The sequence below is a fragment of the Mesorhizobium sp. WSM4312 genome, from assembly GCF_002294875.1.
Classification (GTDB): Bacteria; Pseudomonadota; Alphaproteobacteria; order Rhizobiales; family Rhizobiaceae; genus Mesorhizobium.
In genome coordinates this window covers 165526-183824 of sequence record NZ_NSFU01000013.1, presented here as the reverse complement: position 1 = coordinate 183824, position 18299 = coordinate 165526, and the positions used below count along the sequence as shown (strand labels likewise).

The 18299-nt window shown below is 64.7% G+C and carries 10 protein-coding genes; 3 read left to right on the top strand and 7 right to left on the bottom strand.

Annotated elements, in window-relative coordinates; all coding sequences use genetic code 11:
- Positions 1-144 precede the first annotated feature (144 nt).
- Positions 145-1290 carry a helix-turn-helix transcriptional regulator gene (locus tag CK228_RS23000; RefSeq protein WP_095789346.1) on the bottom strand — a complete coding sequence of 382 codons (1146 nt, stop codon included), beginning with the start codon at positions 1288-1290 and terminating at the stop codon, positions 145-147.
- A 280-nt stretch (positions 1291-1570) separates the two neighbouring features.
- Here CK228_RS23000 and CK228_RS22995 point away from each other — a divergent pair, with 280 nt between their 5' ends.
- Positions 1571-2533 carry an AraC family transcriptional regulator gene (locus tag CK228_RS22995; RefSeq protein ID WP_095789345.1) on the top strand — a complete coding sequence of 321 codons (963 nt, stop codon included), beginning with the start codon at positions 1571-1573 and terminating at the stop codon, positions 2531-2533.
- 226 nt (positions 2534-2759) lie between these two features.
- Entirely contained in the window at positions 2760-7304 is a 4545-nt protein-coding gene (locus CK228_RS22990) for an autotransporter outer membrane beta-barrel domain-containing protein (protein WP_095789344.1), read from the top strand.
- A gap of 59 nt (positions 7305-7363) precedes the next feature.
- Here the strand turns inward: CK228_RS22990 and CK228_RS22985 are convergent, their stop codons facing one another.
- From CK228_RS22985 to CK228_RS22965, 5 genes are all read right to left on the bottom strand, one after another.
- Complete coding sequence (locus tag CK228_RS22985) at positions 7364-8245, bottom strand: DMT family transporter (RefSeq protein WP_095789343.1); 882 nt, start codon at positions 8243-8245, stop codon at positions 7364-7366.
- 139 nt (positions 8246-8384) lie between these two features.
- Positions 8385-9071, bottom strand: coding sequence for an aspartyl/asparaginyl beta-hydroxylase domain-containing protein (locus CK228_RS22980; RefSeq protein WP_095775161.1), 687 nt, complete (start codon positions 9069-9071; stop codon positions 8385-8387).
- A 177-nt stretch (positions 9072-9248) separates the two neighbouring features.
- A complete protein-coding gene (locus CK228_RS22975; RefSeq protein ID WP_095775203.1) occupies positions 9249-10544 on the bottom strand; it encodes an HlyD family type I secretion periplasmic adaptor subunit in 1296 nt (431 codons plus the stop codon).
- A gap of 11 nt (positions 10545-10555) precedes the next feature.
- Positions 10556-12289 (bottom strand): type I secretion system permease/ATPase, encoded by a 1734-nt coding sequence (locus CK228_RS22970; protein ID WP_142885590.1) that lies wholly within the window; start codon positions 12287-12289, stop codon positions 10556-10558.
- Positions 12290-12654: 365 nt separating this feature from the next.
- Positions 12655-15435 (bottom strand): hypothetical protein, encoded by a 2781-nt coding sequence (locus CK228_RS22965; RefSeq protein WP_143750620.1) that lies wholly within the window; start codon positions 15433-15435, stop codon positions 12655-12657.
- Between the two features lie 476 nt (positions 15436-15911).
- Here CK228_RS22965 and CK228_RS22960 point away from each other — a divergent pair, with 476 nt between their 5' ends.
- Positions 15912-16760: a response regulator transcription factor gene (locus CK228_RS22960; RefSeq protein ID WP_095789340.1), complete on the top strand. Its 849-nt coding sequence runs from the start codon at positions 15912-15914 to the stop codon at positions 16758-16760.
- Between the two features lie 48 nt (positions 16761-16808).
- On the opposite strand, the gene CK228_RS22955 is transcribed toward CK228_RS22960, so the two are convergent.
- Positions 16809-18299: an efflux transporter outer membrane subunit gene (locus tag CK228_RS22955; protein ID WP_095789339.1), complete on the bottom strand. Its 1491-nt coding sequence runs from the start codon at positions 18297-18299 to the stop codon at positions 16809-16811.

The window sequence follows — 18299 nt, the reverse complement described above, 5'->3', positions numbered from 1 at the left end:
TGGGCTGGATCGCACTGGAATTGCCCTGGAATGCGCCGCCGCGCTTTCCCGATCGCTGTGGCCGATCAGCCGCGGCCGATCGGCGCGTCAGGAAATCGCTGATTCCTCGGCGAGGCGGAGATTGGCAGCCTCAGGCGGCCCGCACTATGATCCGGGAGCCGCGACGGGCGTGCCAATATCCGCAATGAGTTTGACCAGATCGGCCTGGCGGCGCGTGCCGGTCTTGGCGAAGATGCGGTTGAGGTGGGTCTTCAGCGTGTTCTCGCCGATGCCGAGCGACAACGCGCTTCTGGACGCGGACAACCCGCTGCCGATGCGCAGCAGTACCCGCGCCTCCGCCGGCGTGAGATCGAACAGCGTGGTCAGGACGGCCTCCGGCAGTGGCGAAGAGGACGTCGTGGTCGAGACGAAGACAGCGGCACAGGCGGGCCGGAAAGCCGCGCGCGCGGTGCCTTCGCTCAGCGGCAGCACATAGGCGACGGCGGGCGGCTGGCCCGGGGCCGAAATGGGCAGACCGATGCCGCGTGACCCAAGCGAGCCATCCGCGTCCGCGGCGCCGGCGATCGCTTCCAGCAAGGCGCGGGCAACCGCCGCATTCTCCGTCTGCAGTACACCGTTCCTGGAAAGAATGGGACCGTGTCCCGACAGCATCAGCTCGGCGGCTCCATTGGCATGGAGGATCGTGCCGTTGGCGCCGGTCAGAACGACCGGCACGGCGAGATGGTCAAGCGCCGCGCGATAGAGATTGGCGGCCATGCGGGCCTGATCGAGCAGATCGCCGATCAGCGACGCACGGCGCAGATGCGGCGAGAGCATTGCCAGGAAGCGCTGCTCCTCGGCCGAAATCACCCCCCTGCTTGCCCGCGTGGTGCAACCCATGAGCCCGATCCGGTCCGGCGTATGAACGAATTTGGTGATGCAGCCCTCACGCAATCCCTGCGGTTTGGCCCAGTTCTGAAAAAAGGGCGTCCGCTGGAGGTCGGCTTCGCTCATATGCGACAGTGTGGCGACGGGCGTGTCGATATCGCCGACGACCGCGGCCTTCAGCCCGGGAATCGCGTCAAAGTCATAATCCTCCTGGAGCACGCGCATCCGCTCCGGATCCCACGGTGATTGGGCCGCGAAGCGGCCGTGATTGCCGGCGGTGCTGGCAAGCGCGATGGTGGCATAGGCCGCATCCATGGCTTCGGTGATGCGGACCATTACCCCAGTCCACCCGTCGGGGTTCAACACGCAGTCGTAGATATCGCCGACAATCGAATAAAGGACTTCGCTGCTCAGCCTTTCCACCGTTTCTCCTACACCCCGGCATGCCCGCCCCTCCCATGATGGATGGTGGGCAAAAGATGAAACCAGCAATTTTGGACGGCGGGTCGGTGCAAGGACGCCGACCGCGTCTGGACGATTTTGCTGGCGTCATACTTTCGGGTGACGCCAAGCGTGATTGAGCTCGACTAAAGGTCCAATTCGATCCGTTGAACGCTTGGCGACCTATGTCGCTGGTTATTCCTGGAATGGAAAGCGCCGCGTTCGATTTTTTTGAGACTGCGGGTTTAGCGGGGGCGCTTCCTTGTCAAGAAAGACGGTGTTCTCATCGACCGACTTGCCGCCGCATCTTGGCGAAAGCGACCGTTTTTCCCTCTGGCAGGATATCCATGTCGCCGAGATCTGGTCGGTCGAATACGGCATATCGGAAAAACTGCCTTTCCAGGCCGCGATCGAAGCCACCGCCGTCGGATCGCTCGTGCTTGGCCAGATGGCCGGAACGATCCGGCAGGCGACGCGGAAGGCGAGCAACATCGCCGATGACGGCAATGACGGCTACCTGCTGCTGATCAACAAGGCCGACACCGTGCTGAGCGGGGCGCAGGCCGGCCGTGAATACGGCGTCGGTCAGGGGGAAGCCGTCCTGGTCACCGCGGCGGAAGCGCTGAAAATGACCGGCGCCGACTGGAATGTGTGGACGAACGTGGTCGTGCCACGCGCAGTCCTCACCCGGGCCTTCCCGCAGATCGATGACAGGCTGGCGTTGAAGATCGGCGCCGAAAACGAAGCTCTCGATTTCCTCAAACGCTATTGCCAATTGCTCGAGACCGGCCCCCCTCTCGCCTCGCCCGATCTCATAACACATGCTACGGAAACGATCGTCGACCTGATCGGGCTGGTGACCGGCGCGAAGGGCGAGGCTGCCGAACTGGCCGGCCTGCGCGGCCTGCGGGCGGCGAGACTGCAGGCAATCCTGGCCAAGATCACCGACAATTTCGCCAACCCCGGCATCTCCGCGCAAGGCGTCGCGAAGGAACTCGGGCTGTCGGCGCGCTATGTCCAGGATCTGCTCCAGGAGACAGGCGTCAGCTTTTCCGAACGTGTTCTCGAACAGCGCTTGCAGGGAGCACGCAAGATGCTCTCGCAAAGGCACAATGACGCCATGCGCGTCAGCGAAATTGCGCTGATAAACGGCTTCAGCGACGTGTCCTACTTTAACCGCTGTTTCCGCCGCCGTTTCGGCCACACGCCAACGAGCGTGCGATAGATTCGGATGGTTCCGCTGCGGACGGGCGACATGATCCCCTTCCGGGGCGGCGGTCGGTCCTTCAGCCGCGCCCGAAGCGACCGATGATGCCAAACCATCACAGTGCAGGGAAAAGCCACCGCACCTCGCTCCAGTCCAATTCCGGTGCGGCCCTGCCCAAGACAACAGCCTGCCGCCGATGACATGTCAGCGCCAGGGCGAAACGACTGCCATATCAGGGGATTGAATGCCGCAACACGAATTTGCAAGCCGCAAGGCGAAGGCGTTGAAGTATCTGGCGCTGACGTCGACCGCGCTGGTCTGTCTCGGCCAGCCAATCACTGCCTCGGCAGACGCGATATGGACCGGCGCTGCCTCCACGGACTGGTTCACCGCCGGAAACTGGAAAAACAGCGCTGTTCCCACCTCGGGTGACGACGTCGTGCTCAATCCGAAGTTTCCGAATCCGACCGTGATAGACGGGGCAAATGCGGCCGCGCATAATCTCCTTCTTGGCACCATTGCGAGCTACACAGGCTCGCTGACGATCAAAAGCGGCGGCACGCTCGCCAGCAGTGCCGGCTTTGTAGGCTACCTTACGGACGCGAACGGGGTCGTGACCGTTACGGGAGCAGGCTCGGCCTGGAACAACAGTTCGGACCTCTTCCTTGCCGCCAGTCCGGGCAGCACCGGCACCTTGTCGATCTCCAACGGCGGCGCGGTCAGCGACACGGTGGGTCATGTCGGCTCCGGCGGCACCGGCACCGCGACCGTCGACGGGATCGGCTCGACCTGGACCAACAGCGGCGACCTGTACATCGCCGAACATGGCACGGGCACGCTGAACATCACCAAGGGCGGCGCGGTCAGCAATGCCGTAGGCACTATCGGCTGGCATGCGGGCTCCAACGGCGCGGTGACGGTCGATGGTGCGGGTTCGACCTGGACAAACAGTTCGTCGCTCTTCATCGGCCATGCCGGCGTCGGCACTCTGACCATCTCCAACGGCGGCGCAGTAAGCAACTCCCTCGGTTCGATTGGTGAGCAGGCCGGTTCCAGTGGCTCAGCGACTGTCACCGGCGTCGGCTCGTCCTGGACCAATTCCGGCAATCTACTTGTCGGCTGGGGCGGCGCCGGCACGCTGACGATCCAGAGCGGCGGCGTGGTGAGCAGCGCCAACGGCCAGATCGGCGCCAAATCCGGTTCGACCGGCAGCGTGACAGTCGCCGGCGCCGGCTCGTCCTGGACCAATTCCGGCGAGCTTTATGTCGGCTGGAGCGGCGCCGGCACGCTGACGGTCCAGAACGGTGGCACGGTGAGCAATACCAACGGCTATATCGGTGACAATTTCAGCCCGGCCGCCGCCGCGACGGTGGACGGTGCGGGCTCGCACTGGACCAATTCCGGCCTTCTCTCCATCGGCAATTACGGTGCCGGCGCGCTGACGATCCAGAACGGCGGCGCAGTGAGCGCCATGTCGGGTTACCTCGGCATCAATGCCGATTCGAGCGGCACCCTTACGGTCACCGGTAGCGGATCGACCTGGAGCGACACGAACGGCCTCTACGTTGGAAATGGCGGCACTGGCATACTGAACATCCAGAACGGCGGTCTCGTCAGCAGCAACATCGGCTTTGTCGGTGCCATAGCGGGCTCGACCGGCACGGCGACGGTCGATGGCATAGGTTCGATCTGGAGCATCGCGTCGAGCCTGTTTGTCGGCGACGCCGGCACGGGCACGTTGACGATTTCGAATGGCGGCACGGTCAGCAATGGCGCGGGGATCATTGGCGCGAAAGCAGGCTCGACCGGCATGGCATTCGTCGATGGCGCGGGTTCGACCTGGACCAATAGCGGCGATGTGCAGGTCGGGCTTGATGGTTCCGGCACGTTGAACATTACAAATGGAGGCAGTGTCAGCGATGTCAATGCCGTGCTTGGGTACGGTGCCGGCGTAGGTACCGGTATCGTAGATGGTGCGGGTTCGAGTTGGTCCAACAGCGGCTATCTACAGGTCGGCGCCGGTTCGATCTCCACATTGGCAATCACGAATGGCGGCGTCGTAAGCGCAGGTAGCGGTTCGGTGGATTCTTCGAGTAAGGCGACTGTCGATGGTATCGGCTCGACCTGGATGAACGTCGGCGGCTTTACTGTGGGCGTTGGCGGAGCAGGCACCGTTTCCGTGTCAGGAGGGGGTGCCCTCGGCGACGTAGACGGCATTTTGGGTTACTATCAGGGCTCCAGCGGAACCGCGACGGTGGATGGCGTGGGTTCGAACTGGGCGAATACCGGCAAACTCATTGTCGGCCAATCAGGAACCGGCACGCTCGATATCACCAATGGCGGCGCCGTCAGCAACCAGACTGGCTCCGTGGGCTACGACGTGGGGTCCGTGGGCACCGTCACGGTTGATGGACCGACTTCGAGCTGGACCAATTTCTCGGACCTGCGCGTCGGCTATTTCGGTACTGGCAAGTTGACGATCTCGAATGGCGGCAGCGTCGTCAACCTGGTGAGCACTGTAGGTTCCGCCGCGGGCGCCATCGGCGCCGTGACGGTCGACGGCGTCGGCTCGGTCTGGACCAACAATTCTTCCCTCTATCTCGGCGAAAACGGCACCGGCACGCTGGCGATCTCAAACGGCGGTACGGTCACCAGCTCTGCCGGCTATCTGGCTTTTGAGGCCGGGTCCACGGGGACGGCCGCAGTCAGCGGCGCGGGCTCAACCTGGACCAGCAGCAACCTCCTTCTCGTCGGTCAGCGTGGTACGGGCTCATTGACCGTCTCGAACGGCGGCAAGGCCGCCAACTCCGATGGCTATCTGGGCTTTTCTGGCGGGTCGATCGGTATGGCCAACGTCAGCGGCACCGGCTCGACATGGACCAATAGCGGAGATCTCGACGTCGGCGCCGGTGGCACAGGCACGCTGACGGTCGCGGATGGCGGCGCCGTGTCGGCCGGCGGCGCGGTCAACATCGCCGTCCTGGCGGGCTCCGTCGGCACGCTGAACATCGGTGCAGCGAGTGGATCGCCGGCAGCGGCCGCGGGCACGCTCAATGCGGCGAGCATCCAGTTCGGCGCCGGCACCGGCACGCTCAATTTCAACCATACCAGCACGAACAATGGCTTCGCTTCGGCGATCAGCGGACTGGGGACGATCAACCAGATCGCCGGCAACACCAAGTTGACCGGCAATTCCTCCGGCTTCACCGGGACGACGAACGTTCTCGGCGGCGGCCTCTATGTCAACGGCTCGCTCGGCGGCGCGATCAATGTCACCGGCGGCCTGCTTGGCGGGTCGGGCACGGCAGGCAATGTGACCATTGCTTCGGGCGGCACCTTTGCACCGGGAAATTCGATCGGCACGATCAATGTCAGCAACACAACCTTCTCGGCGGGTTCGATTTATGCGGTTGAAGTCGAAAGCGGCGGCACATCCGATCGGATCAGCGCCACCGGTACGGTGACGATCGGCGGCGGCACGGTCGACGTCACCCCCTATCCGGATTATGCGACCGGCACGACCTATACGATCGTCACGGCGGCAGGCGGTGTCACCGGCGCCTTCGACAAGGTCAGTTTTGAAGGCAGCAGCTCGATCTTCATTGCGCCGACGCTCACCTATGACGCGAACAATGTCTATCTCAACCTGGCCAAGGCAAGCTTTGCCAGTGCAGGCCTGACGCCCAACCAGATCGCCACCGGCGGCGGCGCCGACAGCCTTGGCGCCGGCAATCCGCTCTTCGATGCCATCCTGCTGCTGCCGACGGCGGCGGCCGCCCAGGACGCCTTCGACCAGCTCTCGGGCGAGATCCATGCCTCGGCCAAGGGCATGCTGCTGGAAGACAGCCGTTTCCTCCGCGACGCCGCCACCAACCGCATCGATGCTGCCTTCGGCGATGCCGGCGCGGCACCACTGCCGGTCATGGCCTATGGCGAGGGCGGACCGGAAATGGTGGCCGCCGACACCGATCGCTTCGCTGTCTGGGGCCAAGCTTTCGGCTCATGGGGCAAGGTGGATTCCGACGGCAACGCCGCCGCCTTCGACCGTTCGACCGGCGGCCTGCTGGCCGGCGCTGACACACTGCTCGGCGGCTGGCGCGTCGGTGTTCTCGGCGGCTACAGCCATTCGTCCTTCGACGCCGATGATCGCAATGCCTCCGGCAAAAGCGACAGCTACCATCTCGGCCTCTATGGCGGCACCAATTGGGGCGCCATCGCCTTCCGCACCGGTGCCGCCTACAGCTGGAGCAGCCTCTCGACCAGACGCTCCCTCGCCTTCAACGGCTTCACGGATGCGCTCTCGGCCGACTACGACGCCGGCACCGCGCAGATGTTCGGCGAACTCGCCTACAAAGCTGATGCCGGCAGCTTCAAGTTCGAACCCTTCGCCAACCTCGCCTATGTCAGCCTGCACACTGACGGCTTCAGCGAAACCGGCGGTGCGGCGGCCTTGACCAGCGCCGGCGCGAGCACCAACGCCACCTTCACCACGCTCGGCCTGCGCGGCTCGAGCGATTTTGCGCTTGGCGGCGTCAATGCCACCGCGCGCGGCATCCTCGGCTGGCGTCACGCTTTTGGCGACGTCACGCCGACCTCGAGCTTCGCCTTCGCCGGCGGCGACGCCTTCACCATCGCCGGCGTGCCGATCGCCAGGGATGCGGCCGTCATCGAAGCCGGTTTCGACATGAGAATGTCGCCCGATGCGACGCTCGGCCTGTCCTATTCCGGGCAGTTCGGCGGCGGCGCCGTCGACAACGGCGCCAAGGCAAGCCTCAGCGTCAAGTTCTGACGACAACAGGCCGCCGGCTCGCGCCAAATTGACGTCGCCATGCGGTCTGGCATCCACCTCTATTCCGGCGACGGCACCGGCGGCTTCGAGGTCAGCGCCGTCCCGGCGGCAGCGACAATGACGGCGGCGATGCCGGCCAGTTGCGGCGGGGTCAGGCTTTCGTGCAGGAACAGGAAGCCGGCCAGCGCGCCGAGTCCCGGCTCCAGGCAGGTCAGCGTGCCGTAGATGCGGGCTGGCATGCGGGTCAGCGCCACCATCTCCAGGAAGAAAGGCAGCGCGCTGGAAAACAGGCCGACGAGCAGCGCGCTGGCCAGGACCGACGGCGCCAGCAGCCCCGTTCCCGCCTGCGCCACGCCGAAGGGCAGCACCAGCACGGCGGCGATCGCCATGCCATAGGCGGTGGTGCGGGTGCCAAGCGCCGCACCCGCCTTCTGCGCCAGCACGATATAGAGTGCCCAGAAGCCGCCGGCCGCCAGCGCCAGCATCACCCCGGTCGGATCGAGCGGCTGCAAGGAGTGGATGAAGGGCGACAACAGGATGATGCCGGCCAGCGCAAGCGCGATCCAGGCGAAGTCGCTGGCGCGCCGCGAAGCCAGCGTCGCCACCAGCAGCGGCCCGGAAAATTCCAGCGCCACGGCGACGCCGAGCGGGATCCTGGCAAGGGCTGCATAAAACAGCAGGTTGAGCGCGCAGAGCGTCACCCCATAGGCGACCAGCCACGGCAAGGTGGCGCGCGTCGGCCGCATCTGCCAGGGCCGCAGCACCGCGATCAGCATCAGCGCGCCGATCACCAGCCGCAGCGTCGTCGTGCCTTGCGCGCCGATTTGCGGGAACAGGGTTTTGGCGAAGGTGGCGCCGATCTGGATCGACACCATGGCCCCCATCAGCGCCGCGACAGGCAAGGGCGCCGCTTCGCGCCTGGCAACCGGCATCGATGTCACTTCGGTTTGTCCTTCCCTGCCGCGATATGCTGACGCGGCGGTATCGGCATAGGCCGAACCGGCCCGCCTGTCCTGAGGCAGTGAAGGCGGCTTGATAGGGTCAAGACAGGTGTCGAGGCGCGCTGGCGCCCTCGCCGTTTCAGCCGCTGAACGACACGCCCCGGCGGCGCATGCCCGCCTGCACGCCGCGCACGATCATCCGGGACAGCATTTCCATGTCCCAGGGCATGCCCGGGCGCCAGACATCCAAGAGCAGGGCTATGCGCGCTTCATCGGCATTGTTTATCACCTCGTGCGGATAGGTGTCGTCCCACAGCATGCCTTCGCCGTCGCTGATCCGTCTTTCCTGATGGTCGATCATCATGATGGTTGCCGGGCGGCCATCGGCCTGGCGCGGGATGACCAGGCCTAGGTGAAACCGCATGATGCCGCGGAACGGCCCGCGATGGCTGGGTATGTGCTTGCGCGGCGCCAGGAACGAGATCGCCGCCGATTTGACTTCCGGGCATTCGGCGAGCAAGCGGCTGAGCACCGGCATGCGCGCCAGGTTCTCCGGCACCGCCATGTCATAGGCCTTGAGCACGAACATGCGCCAGTCGAGACCGTCATTGGCCGAGATATCGGCCTGCTCCGGCATGATGTCATGGAAGCGCGGGACCTTGCCCAGACGCACGCCAAGCGCTTCGTCGCGTATGTCGCGCCAGGCGCCGGTGAATTTCGCCGCGTTCGGAAATTCGCTGGCGGAATCGAGGATCGCCGGCGCGTCAATGCGCCTTTCATAGACACGCCGGATAACATCGGACGCAAGATCGTAGGTGCGCGACATCGCATGGCCTCCGTCGCATCATAAACGGACGGCCCCGATTTTGGTTACACATTTTGTTCACGACGCCGTGCGCTGGCCCCGCCAGCCGTGGCACGATCACCAGCAGCCCTGCCGTCTGTGTATGAAAAGACCGATCATCGTGCGCAGGCCGAGGCCTGCCCCGCAATTGCAGTTCCCTCATTCCCTGAAGGCGCGGCTGATCTGATCCTGCAGCGGTTTGACGAGATAGGAGATCACGGTCCGGTCCGCGGTCTTGATGAAGGATTCGACCGGCATGCCGGGAACCAGCCTGACCTCGCCGAGGCGTGCCACCTCGGCATGCGTGGTCGCGATGCGAACGGTGTAGTAGCTGATGCCGGTGCGCTGGTCGGTCGTCGTGTCCGGTGAGGTCAGTTCGACCGTGCCGTTGATTTGCGGCGTGGTGCGCTGGTTGAAGGCCGAGAAGCGCAGCGCCGCCGGCTGGCCGACCCAGAGCTGGTCGATGTCGCTCGGCGCGATCTTGGCCTCGACCGTCAGGCTGTCGCTGTCGGGCACGATCTGCATGATCGTCTGGCCAGGGGTGATCACGCCGCCGATGGTGTGGGCGATGGACTGCTGCACGACGCCGTCCTGCGGCGCGCGGATGTCGATGCGCCTGAGCTGGTCCTCGGCGGCGATCTTGCGTTCCGTCAGCTCGCCGACCTTGCCGTCGATCTCGCGCAAATCCTTGTTGACGTCGGTGCCGAGTTCGAGGTCGATCTGGAGGATCTGCAAATTGATCTCGGCGATCTTGCCCTGGGCCTGTGCCAGGGCCGCAGTCAGCTGGCCGCGCTCGCCGTCGAGCCGAGCCGACTCGCGCTCCATGGCGGTCAGGCGATCGATCGAGATCAGCCGCTTCTTCCACAGTGCGCGTATGCTGGCCAGTTCCTCCTCGACGAGCGTGATTTCCTGCGACTTGGCTTCGACCTGCGCCGTGTCGCCGCCAATCTCCTTCTGCAGCTGCTGAATGCGCTCCTGCAGCTGGCTCTTCTGGCCGGAACGACCCGCACGCCTTGTCTCGAAAACCTGTTGCTCGCCGGCCATCATCTCGGCGATCGCCGGATCGCCGCGGCGATCGAGAAGCTCTTGCGGAAAGACGATGGTGTCGGAACCCCGGCGCTCGGCCTCGAGGCGCGCCTCGCGTGCCGACAGCTGGTCAAGCGCCTTGGTGACGACGGCAAGGTTGGCCGCCGGCACGGTCGGGTCGAGGCGCACGAGCAGCGCTCCGCGCTTGACCCGGTCGCCGTCACGCGCCGCGATCTCGCCGACGATGCCTCCGGTCGAATGCTGCACATCCTTGACGTGGGAATCGACGACGAGGACCCCGGAGGCGATGACCGCTCCCGAAATCCGCGTCAGCGAGGCCCAGCCACCGACGCCGCCGACCAGCAGCGCGACCGCAATGAGGCCCAAACGCATGTAGTGCCGGATGGATTGGTGAGAGGTGCCTTGCATCGTTGCGCCTCTCACTCGCCCGCCGCCGCCACGCCGGGCGATGGCGCCGGCCCTTCGGTGGCGAGCCTGAGGTGCGGCACGGTGGCCACAGCCGGTTGCGGCCGCGGAAACAGCTTGGCCAGAACCTCGTCCTTGAGGCCGAACGCCTGGACGCGGCCCTGGTTCATGGCGAGGATGAAATCGACCGTGCCGAGCGCGCTTGGCCGGTGGGCCACGAGCACGACGATGCCGCCACGCTGCCGCACCGAAACGATCGCCTGGAACAACGCCTGCTCGCCTTCGGCGTCGAGGTTGGAATTGGGTTCGTCGAGCACCACCAGGAACGGATCGCGATAGAGCGCGCGGGCCAGCGCGATGCGCTGGCGCTGGCCGGCCGAGACGGCCTCGCCGAGTTCGCCGATCTGCGTCTCGTACCCGTCGCGGAAACCGACGATGAGATCATGCGCGCCGGCTGCCCTGGCGGCTGCGATCACCAATGCGGGATCGGCGTCGGGCTCGAAACGCGCGATGTTCTCGGCGATCGAGCCGGCAAACAGTTCGACGTCCTGCGGCAGATAACCGATGAACTTGCCGCGGTCCTCCGGCGACCACTGGTCGAGGTCGGCGCCGTCGAGCCTGATCCTGCCGGCGGCGGACGGCCAGGCGCCGACGAGCGCCCTGACCAGCGTCGACTTGCCCGAACCGCTCTGGCCGATAATGCCGACGGCATGTCCCGCTTCCAGCGCAAAGCTGGCGTCCTGCACCAGGAGCCGCGGCGTGCCGGGCGCGGCGACGCTGGCGTTTTGCATGAAAACGTGGCGGCTCGGCGCCGGCATGGCCATCGGCTCGGCATCGGCCGGCAATGCGGCGAGAATCCTGGTCAGCCGTTGCCAGCCCTGCCGCGCCGTCACGAAACCTTTCCAGTTGGCGATGACCAGATCGACGGGCGCCAACGCCCTGCCGCTCAGGATGGAGGCGGTGATGATGATGCCCGCGGTCGCCTGCTGGTCGATCACCAGCCAGGCGCCGAGGCCGAGCATGGCCGACTGCAAGAGCATGCGCAGCACCTTGGACACGGCGCCGAAGCCTCCGGCGATGTCGCTGACGCTGCGCTGCTCGGCGAGGTAGTCGCGGTTGGCCTCTTCCCATCGTTTCGCCATCCGGCCGCCCATGCCGAGGGCCGCGATGACTTCCGCGTTGCGGTTGCCGGTCGTGGTCAGGCCGTTGCGGACGATGCCGGTCTGGGTGCCCGATGTGACCGGCTTGCGCGTCAGCCGCTCGGCGAAGATGGTCAACAGCACGAGCACGATCGCGCCGATCAGGGCCGTCACGCCAAGAAGCACGTGGAACATGAAGATGATGGCCAGATAGAGTGGCAGCCACGGCAGATCGAACAGCGCGGTCGGCCCGGAGCCCGACAGGAAGGTCCGCACGCTGTCGAGATCGCGCACCGGCTGCATGGTGTCACCGTTGCGCCCGACCTTGAGCGGCAGCTTGAGGACGCTGGAATAGACACGAGCGCCCAGCGCCTCGTCGAGCGCGCCGCCGATGCGCACCAGGATGCGACCGCGGATGAAATCGAGCACGCCTTGCCCCGCATAGAGGACGGCCACAAGCAGGCTGAGGCCGATCAGCGTCGGCACGCTGCGGCTCGGCAGCACGCGATCATAGACCTCGAGCATATAGATCGAACTGGACAGCATCAGCACATTGAGAACACCGCTGAACAGCGCGATGGCGATGAAGGCCGAGCGGCAGGATTTGATCGCCGCCGCGAGTTCCGACCCCTGCTGCCGGGCTTTGGGTGGCCGCTGCCGGACATCGGGACTGGCAGGGCCTCGCGCCGCCGCGACGCGGGGGGCATCCGGACCGGGCTCAGCGGTGTCGCGACCGCGTGCCCGAAACAGCGCAAACGCGCCGAATCCCGCCAGAGCCAGGCAGGCCGACACAAGGCCAGGCGACCGCGCCAGCACGCCGCCCAGCCCCGAAAAAACGGCGCAGGCGATCGAAACCAGACCCAAGGACCTGGTCCTTGCCTGCGCCAAGCTGAAGATGGTGGAGCCCCTTCCCATGCCGTGTCATGCGGGCGGCGCCGCGGCTAAGGCACCCGGCCGGAAGGCCGGGGCCTGCCTCAGGCGACGCCCGTCAGGCCCCCAACGTCATGCAGCGTGAGCCAGAATTGATCGAGCGTATTGGGATGCTCGTCGACGATGTTGGTCCCATCGAACCAGGCTACATGGCCCGCCGGCCCGGATGTCACCAATTGCCCCTGGTTGAACCACATCAGCGCGTTCTTCAGGCCCTCGCCGTCGGCCTCCTTGCCGCCATTCCAGTCTGCGATGCCGGAGCTTGGATCGGTGACGTCGACATATTTGGTCCAGGCATCCGAGCTGGTCTTGACGGCACTGCCCGCCAGCGCCGTACCGGCGAGGTTGGTGTCGATTTTGCTGTCATGGTTTGTGTCGAGATTGACCAGACCGGCCCATGCCCCCTCGCCCTTCAGCCACATCACCGCCTCGCTGATCAGGTCGTTGGGCTGCGCGACGTGGTTGTCGATGTTGAGCTGGGTGGCGATCGCCTGCTGCAGCATGATGGTGCGCGCGTCACCGCCAGTCGAGCTCGATTCGATGGAGGCGGCCAGGGAGTTCGAGATCAGCAGGGTGTGTTCGCCGGCGTCGACAGCGCCGTTGCCATTGCTGTCGCCGAGCAGCAGGTTGCCGTCGTGGCGCGGGTTGATGTCCAGGCCCCAGATGACGCCACTGTTGAAAGCGCTCTTGGTGGGATTGCTCTCGTGGCCCGTGACGCCATCCCACGCATCGGTGTGGCTGCCCCAGAAACCTTGCGTCAGCGCCTTGTTCGAGAAGCCCTCGTAGTCGCTGCTGTCGGTGGCGGTCGGCGTGCGCGGATGTCCGGCCGTGTCGACATACGCATCGGTGGTGGCCGTTGCAGTGTTCACGTAATCGCCAAGCTGCGCGATGCCGGTGGCCTTGTAATGCCAGGTCTCGCCGATGTCGAATACGCCGTCGACGTTGGTATCGCCAATGTTATGGCTGAGATCGCCCCCGAGGATCGCGGTGATTGTGACGCCCTTGTCGTCGGTGACGGCTGGATTGGCGAGCGCGACATTGCCGTCATTCGTTACATCGTAGGTCCAGGTAACCGGCTTGCCCTGGAGGATGTCGAGGCCGTGGTCGACGCCATTGGTCTTCTTGTCGAGCGTTATATGCGGGTTGGCGCCGGTATAGCCGGAATCGTCGGTGGCCGTGTCGGTCCGGGTGTGGAGGGCATCGTCGGTGAAGGAGCCGGAGGCGGTGCCGGTGTTGCTGTAAGGGCCGGTTATGGAGGTACCGCTTGCCGAGAACTTCCAGATCTCGCCGACGTCGAGCTTGTTGTTGTCGTTGATGTCGCCGATGTTGGTGACATGGCCGTTGCCGGTCACCGCGACCGGCGTCACGCCGCCGTCGCTGTCGCTGACCGTGACATCGGACAGGGCGACGTTGCCGCCATTGGTTACCGTGTATTCCCACGAGATCGGTTCGCCGGTCAGGATGGTCAGATTGTCGCCCTTGGCCGCACCGTCGACCGTCACCTTGTCGATGACGATCTGCGGATCGGCGCCGCTATAGCCGGAATCGTCGGTGGCCGTGTCGGTCCGGGTGTGGAGGGCATCGTCGGTGAATGAACCGGAGGCGGTCCCGGTGTTGCTGTAAGGGCCGGTTATGGAGGTGCCGCTTGCCGAGAACTTCCAGATCTCGCCGACGTCGAGCTTGTTGTTGTCGTTGATGTCGCCGATGTTGGTGACATGGCCGTTGCCGGTCACCGCGACCGGCGTCACGCCGCCGTCGCTGTCGCTGACCGTGACATCGGACAGGGCGACGTTGCCGCCATTGGTTACCGTGTATTCCCACGAGATCGGTTCGCCGGTCAGGATGGTCAGATTGTCGCCCTTGGCCGCACCGTCGACCGTCACCTTGTCGATGACGATCTGCGGATCGGCGCCGAAATAGCTGGAGCCGTCGTCGTCGGTGACTGAAACAGCACCTGCCAAAGCGGAAACGTGACCGATATTGGCATAGTCGCCGGTAATGGCCGTACCGCTGCCGGTGAAGCTCCAGGTCTCGGTGGTGTCGAGCAGATTGTTGTGATTGACGTCGCCGACGTTGAAACCGCCGCTGAGAACCGGCGCCACGACCACACCCTGGTCGTCGGTGACGGCGACGTTCGACAAGGCGACATTGCCTGTGTTGCTCACGGTGTACTGCCAACTGATCGCATCGCCGGTGAGCACCGTCAGGCCGTCGCCCGCTGCCGCTCCGTCGATCGTGATCTTGTCGATGCCGATTCCGGGCGTGCTGGTGCCGGTGCCGGGTGTCGTAAGGGTGCGCCACTCCTCGAAGCCGCCATTGGAACCGGAGAAGCTCGAAAACAGCGTCACATAGGATCCGGGGGAGACATTGGCCGCCGTGAAGTCGCTGACCGGGACGAGCACCCGATAGTCGTCCGTTCCCGAACCATGGTTGGAATCGATCAGCAGCTGATCGGGACCCAGATGGAAGACGGAGGTGAACCCGGCAAAGCCTGCATTGTAGTCGGCAAGGGTCGCTCCGGCATTGGAGATGTAGATGTCCAGGCCGGTCAGCGTGATGTCGCCGTTTGCCGCGCTGTTGCTTTCGTTTAGGTCCAGCCGAAACTCGATATATTGGATGCCGTCGACAGTGATCGACTGCATGTTGCTGTATTGCAGGTCGTGGGTAAAGGACGCCTTGTTGTCGAGGACGTTGCCGTTCTGATCAGTGTTGAAGCCCTCCTCGACACCCGTCGCCTGCAGCCGCAGGAACGAATCGTAGTTACCGGTTCCCGAACCTTCGGTCGTTGCCTCGAGAAGGACACCCGAGCCCAGATCTATTGCCATTGTTGTTTCCTCCACAGTGTCGTCCGGTCAGCGCTCATGTCGCGACCGTCTATCCAGGTTGACTGCAAGCTCCGAGCGCCCGGCTCCCGCGGAACGCGGCATATCGACGAGCGATCGTTTCGTGAAAAGAAGGGGACGCATTTGGACAAAGTTCTGGAGCGGCAGCGAAGTCTGAACTCGCCTCGCCAGCCATCGCTGGACGACGGAACACAGGTGCCGTCTTGCTGCTTGCCACGCTCACGCCCCATAGCCCAGGCTCGCCCGATCAACGCCGACCGCCAGAACCTTAATATTCCCCTAACCATATTTCGCAGGTTGCAATGAGCACGTCCATATAACCGCGGTTATAGGCGCAAATGAAAATTCAACATCGTTAAATAGCATCGTTATTTCAGTAAAAACCACGACGTTAGCCGAACTGTATAAAACTATTTCCGCGTTTTACTCTCAAAGACGAGATGAGTTGATTAAAGTCCATGATCTCATCAAATCACGAACTGGCAATGACGCACCGGAACTGCCCTGTTTTCAATCCGGCACCACGCACCGTGGTGCCGGAAGCGTATCGACATCAATTAGTAGTTGCTAATTCTTATCGGAGGCGCGATGCTGCTGCCGGGGTGGGTTATCGCATGGGGTGTGCGAGCCGGATGGGGTTGGAGCGTATGGTCACCACTGTGTTCATTGTCGACGACCATCCGCTGCTCCTGCACGGCCTGGAAAACCTGATTGCCCGCGACCCCGGCTATAGGGTTGTCGGCTCGGCGCTGGACGGCAGGAGCGCTGTGACCAGGATCAGGCAGGACTTGCCCGACATCGCGGTGATCGATCTGAACATGCCGGGGTTCAGCGGGCTCGACGTCGCCGTAGAACTCGGCAAGGAAACGCCGGCCACGCGCTGTGTGATGTTGACGGCTGGCGCGTCACAAGGCCAGCTTTACGATGTGGTCATGGCCGGCGTCGCCGGGATCGTGCTGAAGGAGTCCGCCGTCGGCACGCTGCTGAGATGCATCGACCAGGTCGCCGCCGGCGGTCACTGGTTGCCTGCCGAAATTATCGGCGAAGCCCTTGAGATTGAGGCCTCCCGCCGGATCAAATGGCAGAAGCTGTCGTCACGGCTGACCAGACGGGAATTGGAGATTGCCCGGCTCGTTGCCACGGACAAGCCATACGAGCGGATCGCGCTCGATATCGGCATCTCGAAAGGCACGCTGAAAATCCATATGAACAACATCTATCGCAAGTTGGAGGTCGCCTCGCGTGCCCAGCTTTTGCAACTGGCCGCCGGCCAGACCGGACTGAACGCCCGCATCGGAAGCGAATGAGGCCGCCATCGCAAATGCCGCGCAGCCCCCATGGCAGGCGCAAACCTGTCACTGCGCCGTCACCTTGGCCAGCCTTGGCCCGGTCTTGATGTCGACGATCTCGGGTTTCGTGCTGTCGATCACACCATCCCAGCCGCCGCCGAGCGCCTTGTTGAGGGCGATGTAGTTGGCCGCCAACAGCACGCGGCTTTGCAGCAGCGAGTCTTCCGCCGAGTAGAGCGAGCGCTGGGCGTCGAGCACGTCGAGCAGGCTGGTCTCGCCGGCCTTGTAGAGTGTGCCTTCGAGATTTGCCGCCTCGCCATAGGATTTCGCCGACGCGGCAAGCTTGCTGATCCGGATGCGCTCCTGTGCCATCAGCACCAGCGCATTCTCGACATCCTCCAGCGCGGTCAGCACCGAGGACCGGTAGGCGATGAAATACTGGTCGCGCTGCGCCCGGGCGACGTCGGCGGCCGCCTGCAACTGGCCGGCATTGAACAGCGGTACGCTGATCGTCGGCCCAAAGGACCAGCCGATCGACGAGTTCTTGCCGAGGTCGCCGAGATTGAGCGCCGCCGTGCTGATGTTCCCCGTCAGGCTGACCGAGGGATAGCGTGCCGCCTCGGCCTGGCCGACCTTGGCGGTGTATTGCGCGTATTGCCGCTCGGCCATGCGCACATCCGCGCGCGACAAAAGGATGTCGGCGGGAATGCCCGTCGGCATCGGCAGGCGCGGCGACGGGATCGGCCTGCCGCGCTTCAGCCGCACGCTGAGTGCGGCCGGCCGCCGGCCGGTGAGCACCGACAGGCGATGCACCGCCTCGGCATAGCTTGCCTCCAGCGTCGGCACCGCGGCCTCGGTGCTGGCCGCCTGCCCCATCGCCTTGGCGACATCGGCGGCCGTCGCCGACCCTGCCAGCGCCATGGTACGGGTGAGTTCGGCGGTCTGCCGTTGCGAAACGGCCGAGCGCCGGGCGAGCGCTATGCGGGCCTGGTAGCCGCGCGCCTGGGCGTAGTAGGACGCCACATCGCCGACCAGGGTCAGAAGCGTCGAGCACAATTCCTCTTGCGCGGCGTCGACGCCGTAGCGCGCCGCCTCGACGCCCCTGCGGTTGGCGCCGAACAGGTCGAGTTCCCAGCTGGCGTCGAAACCGGCCTGATATTCGCTGTAGATGGAATTGCTCCCCGATGTGGTCTCGGATGACTTGTTGCGCGTGACGGAACCGGAGCCGTCCAGCGACGGCAGCAACGTGCCGGCGCTTTGGCGATAGCTGGCGCGCGCCTCGCGGATCTTGGCCTTGGCGGTGGCGACGTCGAGATTGCCGGCGACCGCTTCCTCCACAAGCGTGTTGAGCTGCGGATCGCGCAGGCGCTGCCACCATTGCGACAGCTGCGCCGGCTGGACGGATTTCGTCGGTTTCTCGCCGCTCCAGTTTGCCGGCATCGGCAGGATGGGCGTGCGATAGTCGGGGCCGACGACGCATCCGGTGAGCAGAACAGCCGTGATCATGGGCACAATGAGCCGCCCCGCGGCCACCGGGCCACGTTCAAAACCTGTCAT

Excerpts from the sequence above, each read along its gene's own strand:
- CK228_RS22975 (WP_095775203.1), bottom strand. The coding sequence starts at position 10,544 with ATGCAAGGCACCTCTCACCAATCCATCCGGCACTACATGCGTTTGGGC.
- CK228_RS22960 (WP_095789340.1), top strand. The coding sequence starts at position 15,912 with ATGATCTCATCAAATCACGAACTGGCAATGACGCACCGGAACTGCCCT.
- CK228_RS22980 (WP_095775161.1), bottom strand. The coding sequence starts at position 9,071 with ATGTCGCGCACCTACGATCTTGCGTCCGATGTTATCCGGCGTGTCTAT.
- CK228_RS22990 (WP_095789344.1), top strand. The coding sequence starts at position 2,760 with ATGCCGCAACACGAATTTGCAAGCCGCAAGGCGAAGGCGTTGAAGTAT.
- CK228_RS22965 (WP_143750620.1), bottom strand. The coding sequence starts at position 15,435 with ATGGCAATAGATCTGGGCTCGGGTGTCCTTCTCGAGGCAACGACCGAA.
- CK228_RS22955 (WP_095789339.1), bottom strand. The coding sequence starts at position 18,299 with ATGACAGGTTTTGAACGTGGCCCGGTGGCCGCGGGGCGGCTCATTGTG.